Raw genomic sequence first — 20507 nt, 5'->3', positions numbered from 1 at the left:
GAAGTATGTTGGGACTTAGAAAAATCAAAAACGGTTTTGTTGAAATTGTAAAAGAACATCCGGTTTCAGTTATAAGCGTACTGATAGCAACAATTCTGTACAGCTTCATTTGCGATGGCGGAAGTGATGATGCAACGCGCATTGTCAGATGCCTTGCCATATTCTTTTTGATATTTGCTTTGGGAGCGATTCCCTGTGAAGCTTTTCGTGTATATAAAATAAAAAGCGGTGAGAATCATATTTTTAAGAATAAGAGATATCTGGCCATCAGTGCTGCGGTCATGGTTTTTAGCACGATACTTGGTGTTTTGACGGCATTATTTTTTACATACGGGCACAATACAATTGCGGAAAAAATTGGTGTTTCGGAGTTTACTGTAGATCTCTGGGAGGAATACGATTACAGGATCGTGGCATGTTTTGCGGTCGCTGTGATATGCGTGTCTTTATACCTGTTCTTAAAAAAGAGCGGTTGTACGTTTGAAGAATATACCGCAAAGGCTTTTTGCGGTCTTATGAAAGCGGAGATTGTTTTTTGTGTCGTTCTTATCGGTCTTATGATGATCATAGGGGCGTTTAGTGCACTTATATTTGAAGTTGATTTTAGCGTTTATGAGCGCGTGTGGATATTGCTTCTCGGATTTGTTCAGTATCCTTGCATGCTTATGGGGATTTCCAAGACTGAGGATGAAATCTCTAAGTTTGGCAAAGTGATGCTAAGCTACGTGCTTACAGGTCTTTTGGCAATTGCATTTGTGATCATCTATGCCTATATAATCAAAGTGATCGTAAAATGGATGTTTCCGATGTATATGGTGTTTGGTATTCTTACATCGCTCTTTGGCTTTGGCGTGTTTATATGGACGATGGCTCAGGGAATATGCGAAGAGAGCATGAGAAAAATTTTTAAATTTATGCCGCTTCTTTTTATTCCTTGCATCATCATGGAAATCGTGAGTCTTGGAAGGCAGATTTACATATATGGTCTTACACTTGCAAGATACGCGGGTATTGCGGCTATTGTATTTGAGATCGCATATTTTGTTTTGTATATATACAACATGAAAAAAGAGAAGAACGCTATGCCGGTTGTATTTTGTATAGTAATTGCGGTTTCTTACGTAGCTCTTTTGGCTCCCGGAATAAATGCTTATTCTGCGGTTATCGCGTCTCATAAGGGGAACGTGATGAAGTATCTTGCGAATAACAAAGAAAATATTTCCACGCATGCCGTTTCGGAGTCATACAGAACCATTGCGTATTCATGCGGAGCTGCGGGAAAAAATTATATACATAAAAAGCTAAGCGACGAGCAGAATAATGCAATGATCGAACTTGCAGGAACCGAATATCATCCGGCCGGTGGAACTACATATATCTATGCAAACAGAAATGATGATAATTGTTTTGATATTTCCGGCGGATATGAGAAGCTATATATTGTCGATATTGCATATTCCGGTTCTGAGGATGGGGATTCAGGCCGTTATGAGTATGACGTTACCTGCGGAGAAGAGAAGGTAGGTGTTGTCAATCTTGAAGATTTGATAAAAAAACTTGTTAATCTGGAAAAAGCGGGAGCAGGCAGTGAGGAACTTAATTCTGTCATTGAGGAGCCTGTTGCGCTTAACGACGGCGGAAAACTTATTATTTCTTATATCAGTATAGATTGTAATGAGGAAGACGGCCGTGTCAAAAGAGTAGATTCAAACGGTTATGTACTAAAATAAACTTATCTTGTCATTTTGGTACTGTTTGAGATATACTATCCAAGGAAAAAAATTAATTTATTAGTATTTTAATCGCATTAAGCGTAGATATGGAGGAATATATAAATGAAAGGTTCAAAGCCAACAGTTCTTTTGATTCTTGACGGATACGGAATCAACCCTAATCCTGAGGGAAATGCTATTGCAATGGCAAAGACTCCTGTGATGGATTCACTTATGAAGGAATATCCTTTTGTACAGGGAAATGCCAGCGGACTTGCGGTAGGTCTTCCTGACGGACAGATGGGTAATTCAGAGGTTGGACACATGAATATGGGTGCCGGCAGAATTGTGTATCAGGAGCTCACAAGAATCACAAAGTCTATCGAGGATGGTGATTTCTTCACAAATGAAGGGCTTATGGTTGCAATTAATAATTGTAAGGCAAATGATTCTGCACTTCACATGTACGGACTTGTTTCAGACGGTGGTGTACACAGCCATATTACACATATTTACGGACTTCTTGAGCTTGCTAAGAAGAACGGTCTCAGCAAAGTATATGTACATTGCTTCCTTGACGGAAGAGATACTCCTCCGGAGAGCGGAATTGATTTCGTTCAGCAGCTTGAAGATAAGATGAAGGAACTTGGCGTAGGTCAGATTGCTTCTATTTCCGGCCGTTACTATGCTATGGACAGAGATAATAACTATGACCGTGTTGAGTTTGCATACAATGCGCTTACAAAGGGCGAGGGTAATAAGGCAGACAGCGCACACGAGTGCATGGTTCAGACATATAAGGATGGCAAGACAGATGAGTTCGTTATTCCTACAGTTATCATGAAGAACGGCGAGCCTGTTGCTACAGTTAAGGATAAGGATTCAATCATCTTCTTTAACTTCCGTCCTGACAGAGCAAGAGAGATCACACACTGCTTCTGTGATGATGAGTTTGATAAGTTTAACAGAGGTAAGAGACCCGACGTTACTTATGTTTGCTTCACAGATTACGATCCTCTTATTCCTAATAAGGAAGTTGCATTTAAGAAGGTTCTTCTTACAAATACATTCGGTGAGTGGCTTGCAGCTAAGGGACTTAAGCAGGCTCGTATCGCTGAGACAGAGAAATATGCTCACGTAACATTCTTCTTTAACGGCGGTGTTGAGAAGCCCAACGACGGTGAGGACAGAGTACTTGTAAACAGCCCTAAGGATGTTCCCACATACGACCTTAAGCCTCAGATGAGCGCTCCTGAAGTATGCGAGAAGATTCTCGATGCTATCAATTCTCAGAAGTACGATGTTGTTGTAGCTAACTTCGCTAACCCTGACATGGTTGGACACACAGGTGTTATTCCTGCAGCTGTTCAGGCTATCGAGACAGTTGACGAGTGTGTTGGCAAGATCGTTGAAGCTATTAAGGCAACAAACGGAACAATGTTTATCTGTGCAGATCACGGTAATGCAGATATGATGATCGATTACGAGACAGGCGAGCCTTGGACAGCTCATACAACAAATCCTGTTCCTTTCATCCTTGTTAATTACGATTCTGCGTACACTCTCAGAGAGGGCGGATGCCTTGCAGATATCATTCCTACACTTATCGAGTGCATGGGAGAGAAGCAGCCTGAGGAAATGACAGGAAAGTCTTTGTTGATAAAAAAGTGATAATATGTTAAAGTATTATTTGTTCGCTAATTGCGACAAACATTTTTTTCAGTAATACGTACTGGGAGGGCTATTTTTGTGAATGCTTTAAATTACGTAGTAGGTGTAATTTTTATATTGATATGTGCCGTTCTGGTAGTTCTTGTTCTTCTTCAGGAAGGCAAGAGCCAGGGACTTGGGGCAATTCAAGGTTCAGTTGAGAATACATACTGGGGTAAGAATAAGGGACGTTCTTCAGAAGGAATGATGAAGAAGTTAACAGTTGTCCTTGCTATTCTTTTCATCTTATTAAGTGTATTTCTTGATATGAATATTATTTGATCTTTGTTTTTGATGGATTTCGGGCACTCTATTAATTTAGAGTGCCTTATTTCGTATTTGACATAATGTCGTGGAGCTTAATTATGAGTAAGGGGAAAAAACTTAAGAGAATAGAAGACAGCGTATATGGCGGAAGCAAGAAAAAATCCGCTGAGCTTATAGTGGGTAAATTTATCTCAAACGCCAGAGGATTCGGCTTTGTTAGCGTTGACGATATGGATGAGGATATTTTTATCCCCGAGGAATACGTGCACGGGGCTTATCATTCCGACACTGTTGAAGTTGAGCTTCTGAAAGAACAGACGGGTAAAAGAAAAGAAGGCCGTATCAGAAATATTCTTGTAAGAGGTATTGAAGAGATTGTCGGAACGTACCAGGCTGAGAAGAATTTTGGCTTTGTTATTCCCGACAGTGATAAGTTTACCAGTGATATTTTTATCCCGATAGAACATCATAATAAGGCTGTTACCGGCGACAAAGTTCTTGTTAAATTAACCGACTACGGAAATGTAGCCAAGAGACAGAAGCCTGAGGGCAAAGTTCTTGAGATAATCGGAAATATAAACGATCCCGGAGTAGATATTCTGTCTATTGTAAAGAATAACGGAATCCCCACGGAGTTCCCCGAGAAGGTCATAAACCAGGCGAATAAGTGCCCTGATTTTATCAGCGAAGCCGATATGTACGGAAGAGAGGACTTAAGGAATCTCACTATGGTAACCATTGACAGTGAGGATGCCAAGGATCTTGACGATGCGGTAAGCCTCTATATTGATGATGAGGGACTTTATCATCTGGGTGTTCATATTGCCGATGTTACGAATTATGTTCAGGAGAGCTCTGCACTTGACAGGGAAGCGCTCAAGAGAGGAACCAGTGTGTATCTTGTTGACAGAGTAATCCCTATGCTTCCGCACAGACTTTCTAACGGCATATGCTCTTTAAATCACGGCGAAGACAGGCTTGCACTTAGCTGTCTTATGACTGTCGATAAAAACGGCGGTATCGTCGACCACAACATAGTTGAGTCAGTCATTAACGTCAACGAGAGAATGTCCTATACTTCGGTTGCGAAGATTCTTGAAGATGAGGATGAAGAGGAGATTGCCAAGTACAAAGATCTTGTTCCCATGTTCAGAGATATGGCGGTTCTTTCCGGTATTCTCAGGAAAAAGAGAGAGAAGAAAGGTGCCATTGATTTTGATTTTCCTGAATCAAAGATTCTTCTTGATGCGGACGGAAATCCTACAGATATAGTTATGCGTGAAAGAAATACGGCAACAAAGCTTATTGAAGATTTCATGCTTGCTGCCAATCAGACTGTTGCAGAGCATTTTTATTTCATGCAGAGTCCTTTCGTGTATCGTATTCATGAACAGCCCGATCCTGAGAAGATCGCAACTCTTTCTGTTTTTGTAAATAACTTCGGGTTCCATATCAAAACCAGAAGAGATGAGGGAGTTAAGCCAAAAGAGATACAGAAACTCTTAAAGGGCATAGAAGGAACCAAAGAAGAAGCGGTAGTCAGCAGAATGACTCTTCGCAGCATGATGCAGGCTAAGTACAGCACAGACTGCACGGGACACTTCGGACTTGCGTTTGATTACTATTGCCACTTTACGTCACCGATAAGAAGATATCCCGATCTTCAGATACACAGAATAATCAAGGATCATCTTCGCGGAAGGATGAATGAGGCCAAGGCTTCTCACTATGAGGAAATTTTGGATGAAGTTGCAAAGCATTCATCCGAGATGGAACGAAGAGCGGAAGAGGCTGAGCGTGAGACTGAAAAGCTCAAGAAGGCCCAGTACATGGAAAATCATATCGGAGAGAAGTTTGAAGGTGTTATTTCCGGCGTTACTCAGTGGGGAATGTTCGTTGAACTTGAAAACTCCTGCGAGGGCATGATCAGAGCGGCTTCAATGGAAGATGATTTCTACGTGTATGATGAAACTTCGATGAAGCTTGTGGGAGAGCGATATCACAAAGAGTATACTCTTGGAATGAAAGTCATGATACGTGTTCTCGGAGCTGACAGGATTACCAAGACGATAGACTTTATGTTGATAGATCCCGATAGCGATGATGGAGATTTTTACCCTGTTGGGGATCGTTTTGTTCCAAAAGCAAGAAAGATTGCCGAGGATAAGGCAAGGAAGATCAGAAAGCTCAGTGAAGCTGCGGAAAATATAAACGAGGGTGTAGACTATTCAGAGGATGAGTTTGACGATTCGGAGGATTCTGCAAAAGAGCTTGTCAGGAAAAGACTAGTTGAATATGCGGGCAGGCTGATAGATCTTAATGAGTATGAGCCCGATCCGAGGACGGGAGAGCCTAAGCCTAAGCGCAAAAAAGGTGCTAAGGCCGGAAGAGGTTCTGCGGCGAAATCATCACGTTCCGGAAGAAAAAAGACTGATGATAACGGCGAGAAGAAATCAACCCGCAAAGTTTACAAGGTGCATAAATACAAGAAGTCTGCCACGAGTAAGGCTGCAAGAAGCGCTCAGGGCAAAGGGAAAAGAAGAAAATAAAAAGGAATTATTATGGCAGAAGATAAGGCAAGAAAGCTGGTAGCCAATAACAAAAAGGCTTATCACGATTATTTTATAGAAGAAAAATACGAGGCAGGTATTGAACTTTTCGGAACGGAAGTTAAATCTATCCGCCAGGGAAAGTGCAGTATAAAAGAAGCCTGGATCAGTATTGATAAAGGTGAAGCTTTTATCATGGGAATGAATATCACTCCGTATGAGAAGGGAAACATCTTTAATAAGGATCCGCTCAGGGTTAAGAAACTTCTTTTGCACAAGACTGAGATAAGAAAACTCGACCAGCAGAAGATGGTTCAGGGATATACACTTGTTCCACTTGAAGTGTACTTTAAGAACGGCAGGGCTAAGGTCGAGATTGGTCTTGCCAAAGGTAAGAAGCTGTATGATAAACGTGCGGATATGGCCAAGAAAGACCAGCAGAGAGAAGCTGAAAAAGAATTCAAGATGAGATTTAAGTGATAAAGCTGTTGATAAATGGCTGTTTAGACGATATACTTAATAAGCAATAAGAGCCACAGGCTCTTTGCATATAATTTAATAAGGGTTAGTAAAGGTTTCGACAGGGATTTTGAAGCTGGAGAAGCTATCCGCAGGATGGTGCGTTAAACCTCAAATTAAAATTAAACGCTAACGATAATTTAGCATACGCTGCCTAAGTGCAGCCCGTCGACCCGGGTACACCTACATATCCGGTAATCGGCGTCAAAACTTGTAGGAAACGACACAGCTTAAGCTTTGCGGTTGTGGTCGTATCATGAAGCTACCGATTGTTTGCGGTTGTCAATTACTGCAGGCATGAGGGAACAGGGATGCAGAATCCCGCAATAATTGACTATGATAGTAGAAGTACAGGGGATGAATTTTTGGACACGGGTTCGACTCCCGTCTAATCCATAACTTAAAAAGCGCGTGGTTACGCGCTTTTTCAATATTCATAAATGTACAACAGAAAGGTGATCATATGAGGCGATTTACATCAATTCTTTTGGCATGCGTGATGGCAACAGGGGTATCTTGCAATAACGGTAGTTATGCAAAAGCGAAGGAGTCGGTTGAGGCTATTGCTTCATCAATGACGGTGGAACAAAAGCTGGCTCAGATGATCATGCCGTCGATGCGAACCTGGAACGATAAGGAGCTGACTTCTTTAAATTCGGAGATTACAGGTGCTCTGAAGAAATATGATTTTGGCGGAGTGATTCTTTTTTCGCAGAATACTAAGGATGCGGCTCAGACAACGAAGTTGATAAACAGCATTCAGAAAGCACATTTAAGTGGTGGTTTTAAATCCAAGATGTTTGTCGCTGTAGATCAGGAAGGCGGAAGAGTCACACGTTTAAAGACCGGTACGAAGTTGCCGGGAAACATGGCTGTTGCGGCGACGGGCGATGCTGCAAATGCTTTTAAAGCTGCAAACGTGATCGGTGAGGAATTGGCTGTGCAGGGATTTAATCTTGATTTTGCACCGGTTGTGGATGTGAACAGTAATCCGGCAAATCCCGTTATAGGTGTCAGGTCTTTTTCGGAAAATCCAAATGTTGTAACGCAGTTTGGATTGCAGTATGTAAACGGCCTTCATGGACAGAGTGTAATGACTTGTCTTAAGCATTTTCCGGGACACGGAGATACGGATGTTGACAGCCATACAGGACTTCCAAAGGTCAATAAGACTTATGAGGAGCTGGTGAAAACAGAGCTCGTTCCGTATGCTTCTCTTGCTTCGGCTTCGGATTTTATAATGACGGCGCATATTCAATACCCGCAGATAGAAAAGGAAATGTGCGTTTCAAAGTCTTCCGGACAAAAGATATATTTACCCGCGACTTTGTCAAAGAAATTTTTGACGGAGATCCTAAGAGGAAAACTTGGATATAAGGGACTTATCATTACCGATTCTATGGAGATGGATGCCATATCTACGAATTTTGACAAGGTTGATGCATCGGCCAGAGCGATAAATGCCGGCGCGGATATCATTTTGATGCCTGTAAGCCTTACTTCGTCCAAGAGTTTGAAAGATGTGGATGCGTATATTGAAGCTCTTGCGGCAAAGGTCAAAAGCGGAGAGATTTCCGAAGCAAGACTGAATGATTCTGTGATGAGAATTTTGCAGGCTAAGGATAAATACGGACTTTTGGATACTTCCGTAGAAGCTTCTCCAAAGAAGGCTGCAAGCTTGGTCGGCTCTAAGCAGCATAAAGCTGTTGAATGGGAGCTTGCAACAGCAGGCGTTAAGGAAGAGAAAAATGACGGCGTTTGTCCTGTCGGAAAAGATAAGAAGGTAGTTATTTTTTATCCTAAGAAAGATGAATTATCTGCAATCAAGTCAGGTGTTCAAAAGGCAGGAGCTAAGTCTGTTACATATGTGAGCACTGAAGGCGGCTTGCCGGCTACTGCAGATTCCGATATCCAAAAAGCGGATGTGGTCGTATGCATATCTTCCTGCGCGATGGGAGAGGATCTTAAAAACACTGCTTCGGTAAATGTGCTGATTGAAAAAGCAAAGACAAGTGGCAAAAAGAGTGTGGTGCTTAGTACGAATCTTCCGTATGACCTTGCAAACTACAATAACGCAGATGCGCTGCTGGCATGCTACGGACCGGGAATTAATGTGACTGCGGCGATTTACAAGTTATTTTCGTAATAGTGGCATATTAACGGCATTCTTTATGGGACCGCTCATCGATTTCTTTAATGTCAAATTTGCGAGACCATTTCTTGAAAAAGGTAACTAATTATCTTACTTCACAGGCTCAATTTAGCAACTTCTTGACTAATTAACTATGCCAATATAAAATCAATTTATTCTGATAAAGTGAAGAAGGAACTGATATGAGCGTAAGTAAGAAGAGAATAGTTGTAAAAGTTGGAACATCTACTATAACGAATGACAGCGGAAATGTTGATATTCGTTCACTTGATCATTTATGCAGAGCACTGTCCGGTGTTGAGAATCTGGGGTACGATCTGGTACTGGTATCTTCGGGAGCGATTGCGGTAGGCGCAGGAAAGATGCGCCTTGCGCAGAAGCCCAAGGAGATAAGGCTCAAGCAGGCGGCTGCAGCGGTCGGACAGACAGAGCTCATGCATCTGTATGATAAATTCTTTGGTGAATATAACAGAATGGTCGGACAGATTTTGCTTGATAATGCGGATTTCTGTAATCCTGTAAGAAGCGAAAATCTCAAGAATACATTCGATGCACTCTTGGAAAATCATATTATTCCCATAGTTAATGAAAATGATTCGGTTAGCCATACGGAGATTGAGTCGGATAAGAAGCTCTTTTCCGACAACGATATGCTTTCTGCGCTTGTTGCTATTTTCTGTAATGCAAGTAAGCTAATTATTTTCTCTGATATTGACGGGCTTTACGACGGCAATCCCAATACGGATCCCAATGCCAAGGTTATCAGCAGAGTAGAAGAGATAACTGAAGAACTTAAGAGTGTTGCGTCCGGATCGGGCTCAAACAGAGGAACCGGCGGAATGATCACTAAACTGGAAGCGGCAGAACTAGCTACATCACATGGAATAGACGTGCTTATTACCAACGGAAAAAACCCGGAAAAATTATATGATATTATCGAAAAAAAGAAAGTAGGAACACTTTTTGTTGCTAAAGAACAGTGATAAAGTAGCATTTTTTTAACTAATTTCTTGCAAATACTGGATAAATATATGAAATTTTTACTATTTATATTAACTCAGCTTGCTTAAATTATAATGCAATTATATTATTATTGAGTAAACTAATGCGCTTTATTACAACTAGCATCTGGAGGGTTATATGGGACACAAACGAAAAAAAAGTGGTATTAAGTGGTTTAATTCTATTCTATCTCAGGTTATTGCCGTTAACGTTATTATGGCTCTTGTTTTTGGACTGGTCATGTTTGCAACGATGGATTCATTGGACAACTCTGTTAATATGTCTTCTTCCCTTATGTCGTATATTGCCAATGTAAATAATTACGAAGGCAAGATATCTGCCAAGGTCTATTTCCTGTATTCTCAGCCTTTTAGTTATATATATACAGACAGAGAACAGAAGAAGAATATTGAAAATGTGGTGCAGCAGAACGGAGCGGAGCTCAAAAAGAATCTGACAGATCTTATGGATGAGCTTGGAAAGAATACAAGTGAGTATTCGGTGAAAGCCTTGAGTGTAGCTCAGCAGTTGTCGGAAAGTGTTGAGAAGTATGTAAGTCTCGTTGATGAGGCATATGAGCTTGCGAAGAAGGCGCAAGGTGCTTCATGTGCACACATGATGGAAACAGATGTAAAGGATCAGCTCGGAGTAGTGGAGCAGAATTTGCAGGAGCTTAATTATGCTGTGGAGCAGATTGCAACAGGATCTATCTATGACATGATAGATATGAGAAACGGTGCGGTAGCAAAAACTATTATCGGACTTAGCATCTTTATCCTTTGCATTATTGCAACATTCTTTATGAACTATTTCCTTATTATCCGTAAGATTTCTTCAATGTCCAATGAAGTTAACAGGATCATTGATGAAATTGATAACGGTCAGGGTGACCTTACTTCGAGAATTACGACAAGCGTTGATTCTGAGCTTATATATTTTAAGAAGGGATTCAACAGATTCATTGAAACTCTTCAGACAATCATGCGTGAGATCAGAGAGGGTACATTGGTACTTGCTACTTCTGAAGAAGAAGTTTCCATGAAGATTCAGAAGGCAAATGACAATGTTTCAAATACATCGGCAGCTCTCGAAGAACTTTCTGCAAGTATGGAGAATGTATCACATACAGCAAATCGTATGCTTGATAAGCTTGAAGATGTTAAGCGTGCTACTCAGAGCATAAATGATGAAGTATACGGCGGACAGGAAGCTGCAACGGAGATCAAGGTTGAGGCATCAAACGTTCGTGATGAAGCTAATCTTAAAAAGAGCAATACAGGTGCTAAGATGGAAGAACTCAGTAAGGTTCTTGAAATGTCTGTTAAAGAGAGTGAGCAGGTTAACCAGATCGGTGAACTTACAAATGTCATTCTTGATATTGCATCACAGACTAACCTTCTTGCGCTTAATGCAAGTATTGAAGCGGCAAGAGCCGGCGAAGCAGGTAAGGGTTTTGCGGTTGTTGCTGAAGAAATCAGTTCACTTGCTGAAAACAGCAGACAGACAGCCGGAAATATTCAGGCAATCAGCCAGAATGTTACAAGCGCAGTTAAGGACCTTTCGGATAATGCACTTCAGGTTCTTGATTTCATTAACACAACAGTTCTTTCCGATTATGATTCATTTGTAGAAATCGGTGAGAAGTACGGCAATACAGCAGTAATCATTGACAATATGCTCAGTAAGTTCAATGCGAAGGCTGATAATCTCAATGCAATCATGGCTGAGATGGCAACATCCGTTACTTCAATCAGTGAGTCTGTTAAGGAAAGTACTGTAGCAATCAATACTTCAGCATCTAACTCGACAGAGATTGTCGGAGAAATGCAGGGTATCGGAGAGGCTATGGATAACAATAACCGTGTTACAAACCAGCTTTCTGACAGTACAAAGCAGTTCGTTAATCTGTGATCTTTGGATCGCTGTTTGATTAGATTTATAAGGCATGGCTCATATCATTGTTGGGTCGTGCCTTTTTAATTGAAATTTCTCCGAAATTCCCTATTCAATTAAATATGTTCTGCAGGGATGCAATCGATGTGCAGATGAATCTGGTATTTAATAATTATATAGAGCTGTATATTTATGTGATACCAGAATGGGAGTATATTGGAAAAGTGCTATAAATAAACAGGCGAGAGAGGAAACATAATGAGAGTAGCAGCAATAAATGATCTTTCCGGTTTGGGAAAATGTTCACTTGTGGCAGATATTTCAGTCTTTTCAGCAATGGGAATAGAAACATGTGCGGTGCCGACAGCGGTACTTAGTGCTCAGACGGGCTTTTCATCATATTATTGTAAGGATCTTACGGGAGTTATACCGGAGTATACAGCCAAATACAAAGAGCAAAAAGCGTGTTTTGACGGAATCATTACCGGATTTATGTTGAACGAGGTACAGGCCAATAATGCGCTTGAGTTCATAAAGGCTTTTAAGACTAAAGGCACACGTGTACTTGTTGATCCCGTGCTTGGAGATGACGGTGAGAGATACATGAATTATTCGGAAGAGCTTCTCGGCGCGATTAAGGAGATGGTTAAAGAGGCTGATATAATAACACCGAATATAACGGAACTTTGCCTTCTTGCGGATGTTGATTCCGGTGAGTACCGTAAGTATTCGGGAGATGAGCTTATAAATTATATACTTGAAGTATCCGAAAAAGTCAGAGGAGCAAGAAAGCAGATAATAGCCGTTACGGGAATACCGGTACCTGAAGCGGGCGAAGTCGGAAATCTTATGATAACGGAAGACGGCCACGGCCTTATAAAGTCTCATACAAACGGTGTTCATTATTCGGGGACGGGAGATCTTTTTGCGGCAGTTCTTTTTGGAGGAATCCTTAACGGTATGAATGTTCTTGAAGCCTCAAAACTTGCGGGGGATTTCATACGTGCGTCTGTTGAAGATGCTGAAAAAGACGGTGCTTCGGGAAATGAAGGAATAGCATTTGAAAAGAATCTCGGAATGCTTATTATATAAATATATAGATTGTTGCAATAGAAAAGCGGAGTAAAGAGTATTGAAGCTCATTACACCGCTTTATGTTTTGGATCAAGGGTTTTCATGATATTTGTCGTAAATTTCTGCGAGATATGTTTTTACAATCTGGATATTTGACATCTTGCGGAGGTCGAGATTTCCCATAAGAACTGCAATTTCATCGGCGAGTAAAAGCATGTTGTAGATCTTGAGCTTGAACTCGTCTCTTGTGAGTTCGTCGATGTTAATTTCCATAAGAGGAGCGCCGAGTTTAAGAGTTACGTTTTCGTCGGCTATTCCTGTTAACATAATTCTTGTAGTAGGATCAAAATTTACATACAAAAGCAGCTTTTCTTTCTCATGTTTCTTGAGAGTGATGGGACTTTGATGTGATGATTCCATCCATTCGTAAAGATCGGTTTCGTCGGGATTCATTAGATACTTTGTAAGCTCTTCTTTATGCTTTTCAATGTACTGCATATATTTACCGGCGTTAGGACCTGTGTATGCAAGCTCTACTTTAACCCCGTTGTCTGTTCTGACAAGTCTGCACTTTTCGGCGACTTCTTTAAGTTTTAATGTTGCTTCCGCTGCGCCGACCATTTTAAAAGTGCCTGTTTCTAACTCCTGTGTGAATTCCATTTTTATCTCCTTTACGCAAAACTACAATAACGTTAGTATAGCATATGGGGTTAGAAAATGGTATACTTATAAGAGTTTTGTATAAATCAAGGGGAGAATATGGCACAGAGTAATAATGGTAGAAAACAGACAAGAAAGACCGCTTCGAGGAGTACGGGTAGAAGCTACTCCAGAGCAAACACTTCCGCCAGAAAAGCAGAAGAAATTGACTATTCTTTAAGAAGCGAACTTGTGGTTATTGCAATGGTCGCTTTAACAATTTTCCTTTTCTTATGTAATTTCGGTGTTTGCGGAGAGCTTGGTAGTGCAGTAAGCGGAATATTATTTGGCTTTTTCGGTATTACGGCGTATTTTGCACCACTTGTGGCATTGGGCGCTGTTCTTATTTCAGTGGCAAATTACGGCTCAAGTGCAGCACAGCGTAAGGTCGTTTCCGGAATTGTACTTTTCTTTATGATAGGTATAATCGCGGAGCTTTTTACGAACAGACCACAGCAGGCGCAGAATTACGATGTTGCATTTATATTTAATTCAGCAAAAGCGGGTAGAGACGGAGGCGGATTCTTCGGCGGAACCCTTGCTTATGTATTGTACAAACACCTTTCATTTGCGGGAACGGCTCTTGTACTGCTTCTCATAGGCATTGTTAGCATGGTGATATTTACCGAACAGTCTTTTGTCGGTGGTATCAGAAACGGTAGCAGGAAGCTTATTGAGAAAACAAGAGAAGATGCTGCAAATTACAGAGACTACGCCGAGAGAAGGCGTGAGATGGCAGAGAAGCGCAGAGCTGAGATAAAAGAAGAAAAACGCCTTGCCATTGAACAAAAAGAAGACGCAAAGATCCTCAGGATGGAGAAAAATGTTCGGGGAGTAATGCTTGATACCAACATCACCAAAGAAGATGTTGAAGAAGAAAAAAGTGATAATATCCATATTTATGGTGATAATAAAGAAGAAAACGTTGGGAACGTATTTATTCCCGATGAGGAAGAGTTCCACGACGATATTCATGAGATCATGCTCAATAAGCATGAGATAGAGACAAACATTGAACCTGACGGACAAAGAGTTCTTGTCACAGAGCCAAGAATTCACAGCATGGATTTTGGTTCATCAAAGGAAGAGGAGCCTGTTGCTTTACCTGATAATCACGGTAAGCTTGTGGCAAAGGCTGCTCCTAAAGAAGCACCGGAAGATATTCTTCCCGATGTACCGATACATGCAGAAGATCTTGGAAACGGCATGAACGGCGATTATGCGATACATGCTCAGGACCATATTTCCAGATCGCCCGGCGCTTCGTCCAAGATCACATCGACTGCCGAAGCTGTGCATGTTCCTTCAGGCCCCGGACCGCATACGGTTAATGTCGGAATGGAAAAAGAGATTGAGGCACATAAACGTGCAATTGCCAAGAAATACGTATTCCCTCCTGTAAGTCTTTTGGAGAAGGGTGTTAAGAATAAAAACCTTGAGACTGCAAGACAGCTTAAGGAGACGGCACTTAAATTGCAGGAGACACTTAAGACTTTCGGCGTAAATGTAACTGTTACTGATATAAGTCAGGGTCCTTCGGTAACAAGATTTGAACTTCAGCCCGAAGCGGGTGTCAGGGTCAACAAGATCGTCGGACTTGCCGATGATATCAAGATGAACCTTGCTGCAAGGGATATCCGAATAGAAGCGCCCATTCCAGGTAAAGCTGCAGTCGGAATCGAGGTTCCGAACAAGGAAAATCAGGCTGTTGCATTAAGAGATCTCTTTGAGTCAAGAGAGTTTAAGGAGTTCTCATCAAAACTTGCCTTTGCTGTCGGCAAAGACATAGCAGGAAAGACGGTAGTTACGGATATTTCCAAGATGCCGCACCTTCTTATCGCGGGTGCTACGGGATCTGGTAAGTCCGTATGTATAAATACAATAATCATGAGCCTTATCTATAAGGCTAAACCTGAAGAAGTTCAGATGATCATGATCGATCCCAAGATCGTTGAGCTCAGCGTTTACAACGGAATCCCACACCTTATGATTCCTGTTGTGACAGATCCTAAAAAAGCTGCGGCTGCGCTTAACTGGGCTGTTGCCGAGATGACAAACAGATACAAGAAGTTTGCCGAGGCGGGTGTCCGAGATCTCAAGGGATATAACAAATCCGTTGAAAACAGCGGTGATCCGGAGAAACAGGTTCTTCCACAGCTTGTCGTTATCGTAGATGAGCTTGCAGACCTTATGATGGTTTCCGCAAATGAAGTTGAGGATGCAATCTGCCGACTTACACAGCTTGCGAGAGCAGCCGGTATTCATTTGATCATAGCAACTCAGAGACCTTCGGTTGACGTTATCACAGGCCTTATCAAGGCCAATATGCCGAGCCGAGTTGCATTTGCCGTATCAAGTGGTGTTGACTCAAGAACAATCCTTGATATAACCGGTGCGGAGAAGCTCCTTGGAAAGGGAGACATGCTCTTTTATCCTCAGGGATATACAAAGCCGGCACGAATGCAGGGCGCATTTGTTTCCGATAAGGAAGTTCAGGCAGTTACAGATTTCCTGAGAAATCAGGGAATAGAATCATCTTACGGTGAGGAAATAGAACAGCAGATTCAGAACATTCAGAGCCAGGGCGGAGGCGGCACATCAGCAGGTTCTGGCGATGCGGCATCTGCCAGAGACGAGTATTTTGTCCAGGCCGGAGAGATGATCATAGATAAAGAGAAAGCATCTATCGGAATGCTTCAGAGAGTATTTAAGATTGGATTTAACAGAGCGGCCAGGATAATGGATCAGCTTTGTGAAGCCGGTGTTGTAGGTGATGAAGAAGGCACTAAGCCAAGAAAAGTCCTTATGACAAAAGTTGAATTTGAACAAATGGTAGGAGGAGAGTAAATGGGAGTAAAAAGTGATATTGAAATTGCACAGGAAGCTAAGATGCTTCATATCAAAGAAGTTGCAAAGTCGGTAGGTGTTGAAGAGGACGACCTTGAGTTTTACGGAAAATACAAGGCTAAACTTACTGAGGAATATCTTAAAAAGGCTGAAAACAACAAGAAAGGAAAACTTATTCTTGTTACAGCGATCAACCCCACTCCCGCAGGAGAAGGAAAAACAACTGTATCCGTAGGACTCGGAGATGCCCTTAACAGACTTGGACATAAGACTGTTATCGCACTCAGAGAGCCTTCACTCGGACCTTGCTTTGGAATAAAAGGTGGAGCTGCAGGTGGCGGATATGCTCAGGTTGTTCCCATGGAAGACTTAAACCTTCATTTCACAGGTGATTTCCATGCGATCACTTCTGCAAACAACCTGCTTGCCGCACTTCTTGATAACCATATCCAGCAGGGTAATGAGCTTATGATCGATACAAGACAGATCATCTGGAAAAGAGCTGAGGATATGAACGACCGTGCGCTCAGAAATATCGTTGTGGGACTTGGCGCAAAGGCAGACGGTGTTCCGAGAGAAGATCATTTCGTTATCACGGTTGCTTCTGAGATTATGGCTATTCTTTGCCTTTCAAGCGATCTTGAAGATCTCAAGAAGAGACTTTCAAACATAATTGTTGCATATAACTTTAAGGGTGAGCCTGTAACAGCGGGTGACCTTCAGGCTGTCGGAGCGATGGCAGCTCTTCTTAAAGATGCGCTTAAGCCCAATATTGTTCAGACACTTGAGCACACACCTGTTATTGTCCATGGCGGTCCTTTCGCAAATATCGCACACGGTTGTAACTCGGTAAGAGCTACAAAGACAGCTCTTTCTATTGCTGATTACACCGTCACCGAGGCAGGATTCGGTGCGGATCTCGGAGCTGAGAAGTTCCTTGATATCAAGTGCAGAATAGCAGGACTTAAGCCTGATGCGGTTGTTCTTGTTGCAACAATCAAAGCACTTAAGTATAACGGAGGAGTTCCTAAGACAGAGCTTGGAAAAGAAAACCTTGAAGCTCTTAAGAAGGGAATCGTAAACCTTGAGAAGCACATCGAGAATATCCAGAAGTACGGCGTTCCCGTTGTTGTAACACTCAACTCCTTTATTACAGATACTGAAGAAGAGACTAATTTTGTAAAAGAGTTCTGCGAGAAAAAGGATTGCAGATTTGCTCTTGCCGAAGTTTGGGCAAAAGGCGGCGAAGGCGGCGAAGCTCTTGCAAAAGAAGTTATTGATACAATTAATACAAAGCCAAGTAACTATGCGCCTATCTACAGTGATGATATGTCGATTAAGGATAAGATCGGTACGGTTGCTACAGAGATTTACGGAGCAGACGGAGTAACATATACACCTGCTGCAAGCAGACAGATCGCTAAGATCGAAGAAATGGGATTTTCAAAACTTCCGGTATGTATGGCAAAAACTCAGTATTCATTGTCTGATGATCCGAGCCTCCTTGGAAGACCTACCGGATACAATATAACTGTAAGAGAAGTCTATGTTTCCGCCGGCGCGGGATTTGTGGTTGCACTCACAGGTGCCATCATGACAATGCCCGGACTTCCCAAGCATCCTGCCGCTTACGACATTGATGTTGACGAGAACGGCAAGATTACAGGATTGTTCTGATGCAATACTGATTTGATCATCATAAAAACTATTTACATTTAGGAGTACACATGAGCGCACAGATTATAGATGGAAAAGCGATTTCGCAGATTATAAAAGATGAACTGAAAGAAAAAACGGCCCGTCTTAAGGAACAGGGAATAGAGGTTACACTTGCCGTGATCCTTGTCGGAGAAGATCCTGCTTCTCAGGTTTATGTAAGGAATAAGAAGAAGGCATGTGAGTATATTGGCTATAGATCTCTTTCATATGAGCTTCCGAAGGAAACTTCGCAGGAAGAGCTGCTTAAGCTTATCGATGAACTCAACAACAGAGATGACGTTAACGGAATACTTGTTCAGATGCCGCTTCCTTCACAGATCGATGAGAAGACGGTTATCGATGCCATTAGTCCGAGGAAGGATGTAGACGGATTCCATCCGATGAATGTCGGTGCACTCTGCATAGGTGAGAAAGGCTTTGTATCCTGCACTCCTGCCGGAGTCATTCAACTTTTAAAGAGAGGGTGCGACGGCAAGATAGATATAGCCGGCAAAGAATGTGTTATCGTAGGAAGATCCAATATTGTCGGCAAACCAATGTCAATGCTGATGTTGAGAGAAAATGCAACCGTTACGGTTGCGCATTCCAAAACAAAGAACCTTAAAGAAGTCTGCAAGAGAGCGGATATTCTTATTGCAGCTGTCGGAAAAGCCGGTATGATCACAAAAGATCATGTAAAAGAAGGTGCAGTTGTAATAGATGTCGGAATTAACCGAAATGAAGACGGTAAGCTTTGCGGAGATGTATGCTTTGATGAGGTAAAAGAGATTGCTTCGGCAATTACACCGGTTCCCGGTGGCGTTGGTCCCATGACTATTGCTATGCTTATGAACAACTGTTATGAAGCTGCTACAATGTTTAGATGATTGTAGAAAAAAGAGTAGAGATAATAGTGGAGTATAAGATATGAAATGTCATAATTGCGGCGCCGAGATACCCGATGGACATCTGTACTGTGATAAATGTGGCGCGGAGATAAATATTGTTCCGGAGTTTGAGCCGGAAGTAGAAAATGAAATAGATACAACGCTATCATCGATTGCAGATAGACTCATTAAAGATGATAAGCCCAAAGTTGTGATCAAATACAGAAATAAAGATGATGTTTTTGAATATATTAAGCAAAAGAAGAATGTCATCATTGGAAGCCTTTTAGGAATACTGATCCTAGTTCTTTTTGTCACTTTGATCTTTATGTCTCAAGACAGAACAGGAGCTAAATATCTTAAACTTGCCGAAAAGGCAAAGAGTAACGGCAACACGTATGAGGCGGTTGCCTACCTCACGGAAGGAAATAAGAGATATCCCTATAATACAGATATTATTTTCGGACTGGCGGATTGTTATCTTGAACTTGGGTCAACCGGAAATGCGGTTGATACGCTGAGAATAATAACCGATTCGTCAATTTACCCAAAAGATTCTGTTACATCAGCGTACGAAAGTATAATTTCGATATATAAACAGGCGGGAGAATATGATAAAATAGCTGAGATTCTTAATGAAGGTCAGAATGAATCTGCTGAGGCACTTAGAAAAGAATATGTTCCAAGTGACCCTGAACTCACTCCCGGAGACGGAACATACGAGGAAAAAGTCACAGTTTCAATTTCAGTTGATGACGGTTCAAGCATTTATTACACAATAAATGAGGACGCTCCTACAAAGAGAAGCAACGCGTACAGAAGTGAATTTGAGATTGATAAAGACGGCGAATACAATATTAAAGCAATAGCTATCAATGAATATGGTGTATCAAGCTCTGTCGTTGAAAGAACTTTTATAATAGAAGGCGGAACGGCACCTACTCCCGAGATCATGGAACCAAGTGGTGATTATAAAGAAAACACCATGATAGTAGCCATAGCGGGTGATGGATGCAGGATCTATTATACAACCGACGGTTCAGATCCGACCATGGACTCACAGGAATATACCGAGCCTATTCCTATGCCTATGGGAACATCTAATTTTAAGTTTATTGCATATAATGAAAAAGGTAATCCGAGTGAGATAGTCGAACGTGAATATGTTCTTGCGTATGACAGAAAAGTTACCAAAGAACAGGCTGTGCAACGACTTGTGAGTAAACTTCTTGCTCTCGATGTACTTCTTGATGAAAAGGGAAGTGTAAGAGGCGGCGGACATAATGAATATATTTATGATTCTGTAATTGAGGTTCCGGGCGCCGGTGAGTACTATAAGATCATCGAAGAATTTGTTCGAGGAGACGGAACAAGAACTCAGACGGGAAGATTGTTTGCCGTTAATACGCATGACGGTACGCTTAATCATCTCGGATATGATACCGGTGGCAGATTTACATTAAAGACCATCAAATAAAGAGTAATTTATTTTTATATA

At 41.7% G+C, this 20507-nt stretch carries 14 protein-coding genes and 1 other RNA gene; 14 read left to right on the top strand and 1 reads right to left on the bottom strand.

Annotated elements, in window-relative coordinates; translation table 11 throughout:
* Positions 1-5 precede the first annotated feature (5 nt).
* The 10 genes from CD00_RS0105565 to CD00_RS0105525 all read left to right on the top strand — a co-directional run bounded on the left by CD00_RS0105565 (position 6) and on the right by CD00_RS0105525 (position 12896).
* Positions 6-1730 (top strand): DUF4153 domain-containing protein, encoded by a 1725-nt coding sequence (locus CD00_RS0105565; protein WP_026655061.1) that lies wholly within the window; start codon positions 6-8, stop codon positions 1728-1730.
* 105 nt (positions 1731-1835) lie between these two features.
* A complete protein-coding gene (gene gpmI / locus CD00_RS0105560) occupies positions 1836-3383 on the top strand; it encodes a 2,3-bisphosphoglycerate-independent phosphoglycerate mutase (protein ID WP_026655059.1) in 1548 nt (515 codons plus the stop codon).
* A 78-nt stretch (positions 3384-3461) separates the two neighbouring features.
* Entirely contained in the window at positions 3462-3704 is a 243-nt protein-coding gene (gene secG / locus CD00_RS0105555; protein WP_026655058.1) for a preprotein translocase subunit SecG, read from the top strand.
* Between the two features lie 83 nt (positions 3705-3787).
* On the top strand, positions 3788-6238 hold the full coding sequence (rnr, locus tag CD00_RS0105550) for a ribonuclease R (RefSeq protein WP_026655057.1): 2451 nt from the start codon (positions 3788-3790) through the stop codon (positions 6236-6238).
* A gap of 12 nt (positions 6239-6250) precedes the next feature.
* On the top strand, positions 6251-6718 hold the full coding sequence (gene smpB / locus CD00_RS0105545) for an SsrA-binding protein SmpB (protein ID WP_026655056.1): 468 nt from the start codon (positions 6251-6253) through the stop codon (positions 6716-6718).
* An 82-nt stretch (positions 6719-6800) separates the two neighbouring features.
* Positions 6801-7156: a transfer-messenger RNA gene (gene ssrA, locus CD00_RS19765) on the top strand.
* Between the two features lie 64 nt (positions 7157-7220).
* Positions 7221-8903 (top strand): glycoside hydrolase family 3 protein, encoded by a 1683-nt coding sequence (locus CD00_RS17340; protein WP_081811963.1) that lies wholly within the window; start codon positions 7221-7223, stop codon positions 8901-8903.
* Positions 8904-9091: 188 nt separating this feature from the next.
* The gene (proB, locus tag CD00_RS0105535; protein WP_026655055.1) at positions 9092-9892 is read left to right on the top strand and encodes a glutamate 5-kinase; all 801 of its coding nucleotides are present in this window, start codon (positions 9092-9094) and stop codon (positions 9890-9892) included.
* 157 nt (positions 9893-10049) lie between these two features.
* Positions 10050-11822 carry a methyl-accepting chemotaxis protein gene (locus tag CD00_RS0105530; protein WP_026655054.1) on the top strand — a complete coding sequence of 591 codons (1773 nt, stop codon included), beginning with the start codon at positions 10050-10052 and terminating at the stop codon, positions 11820-11822.
* A 240-nt stretch (positions 11823-12062) separates the two neighbouring features.
* Complete coding sequence (locus tag CD00_RS0105525) at positions 12063-12896, top strand: bifunctional hydroxymethylpyrimidine kinase/phosphomethylpyrimidine kinase (RefSeq protein WP_034461989.1); 834 nt, start codon at positions 12063-12065, stop codon at positions 12894-12896.
* A 72-nt stretch (positions 12897-12968) separates the two neighbouring features.
* Here CD00_RS0105525 and CD00_RS0105520 read toward each other — a convergent pair whose 3' ends face one another.
* The gene (locus CD00_RS0105520; RefSeq protein ID WP_026655052.1) at positions 12969-13538 is read right to left on the bottom strand and encodes a hypothetical protein; all 570 of its coding nucleotides are present in this window, start codon (positions 13536-13538) and stop codon (positions 12969-12971) included.
* Between the two features lie 99 nt (positions 13539-13637).
* On the opposite strand from CD00_RS0105520, the gene CD00_RS0105515 reads away from it, so the two are divergent.
* The 4 genes from CD00_RS0105515 to CD00_RS0105500 are packed head-to-tail and all read left to right on the top strand — an operon-like array spanning position 13638 to position 20486.
* Positions 13638-16424, top strand: a complete 2787-nt coding sequence (locus CD00_RS0105515; RefSeq protein ID WP_026655050.1) for an FtsK/SpoIIIE family DNA translocase — start codon at positions 13638-13640, stop codon at positions 16422-16424.
* Positions 16425-18101, top strand: a complete 1677-nt coding sequence (locus CD00_RS0105510; protein WP_026655049.1) for a formate--tetrahydrofolate ligase — start codon at positions 16425-16427, stop codon at positions 18099-18101.
* Positions 18102-18151: 50 nt separating this feature from the next.
* Positions 18152-19009 carry a bifunctional methylenetetrahydrofolate dehydrogenase/methenyltetrahydrofolate cyclohydrolase FolD gene (gene folD, locus CD00_RS0105505; protein ID WP_026655048.1) on the top strand — a complete coding sequence of 286 codons (858 nt, stop codon included), beginning with the start codon at positions 18152-18154 and terminating at the stop codon, positions 19007-19009.
* Positions 19010-19049: 40 nt separating this feature from the next.
* The gene (locus CD00_RS0105500; RefSeq protein ID WP_026655047.1) at positions 19050-20486 is read left to right on the top strand and encodes a chitobiase/beta-hexosaminidase C-terminal domain-containing protein; all 1437 of its coding nucleotides are present in this window, start codon (positions 19050-19052) and stop codon (positions 20484-20486) included.
* Positions 20487-20507: the final 21 nt, after the last annotated feature.

The organism is Butyrivibrio sp. AE3003, assembly GCF_000686065.1.
GTDB classification, from domain to species: domain Bacteria; phylum Bacillota; class Clostridia; order Lachnospirales; family Lachnospiraceae; genus Butyrivibrio; species Butyrivibrio hungatei_A.
Note: the sequence above shows the minus strand (reverse complement) of the source record. Positions and strands in the feature narration are given on the sequence as shown.

What these genes read in the sequence shown, in the direction of transcription:
- CD00_RS0105565 (WP_026655061.1), top strand. Translation starts at nt 6, where the DNA reads ATGTTGGGACTTAGAAAAATCAAAAACGGTTTTGTTGAAATTGTAAAA.
- gpmI (WP_026655059.1), top strand. Translation starts at nt 1,836, where the DNA reads ATGAAAGGTTCAAAGCCAACAGTTCTTTTGATTCTTGACGGATACGGA.
- rnr (WP_026655057.1), top strand. Translation starts at nt 3,788, where the DNA reads ATGAGTAAGGGGAAAAAACTTAAGAGAATAGAAGACAGCGTATATGGC.
- smpB (WP_026655056.1), top strand. Translation starts at nt 6,251, where the DNA reads ATGGCAGAAGATAAGGCAAGAAAGCTGGTAGCCAATAACAAAAAGGCT.
- CD00_RS17340 (WP_081811963.1), top strand. Translation starts at nt 7,221, where the DNA reads ATGAGGCGATTTACATCAATTCTTTTGGCATGCGTGATGGCAACAGGG.
- proB (WP_026655055.1), top strand. Translation starts at nt 9,092, where the DNA reads ATGAGCGTAAGTAAGAAGAGAATAGTTGTAAAAGTTGGAACATCTACT.
- CD00_RS0105530 (WP_026655054.1), top strand. Translation starts at nt 10,050, where the DNA reads ATGGGACACAAACGAAAAAAAAGTGGTATTAAGTGGTTTAATTCTATT.
- CD00_RS0105525 (WP_034461989.1), top strand. Translation starts at nt 12,063, where the DNA reads ATGAGAGTAGCAGCAATAAATGATCTTTCCGGTTTGGGAAAATGTTCA.
- CD00_RS0105520 (WP_026655052.1), bottom strand. Translation starts at nt 13,538, where the DNA reads ATGGAATTCACACAGGAGTTAGAAACAGGCACTTTTAAAATGGTCGGC.
- CD00_RS0105515 (WP_026655050.1), top strand. Translation starts at nt 13,638, where the DNA reads ATGGCACAGAGTAATAATGGTAGAAAACAGACAAGAAAGACCGCTTCG.
- CD00_RS0105510 (WP_026655049.1), top strand. Translation starts at nt 16,425, where the DNA reads ATGGGAGTAAAAAGTGATATTGAAATTGCACAGGAAGCTAAGATGCTT.
- folD (WP_026655048.1), top strand. Translation starts at nt 18,152, where the DNA reads ATGAGCGCACAGATTATAGATGGAAAAGCGATTTCGCAGATTATAAAA.
- CD00_RS0105500 (WP_026655047.1), top strand. Translation starts at nt 19,050, where the DNA reads ATGAAATGTCATAATTGCGGCGCCGAGATACCCGATGGACATCTGTAC.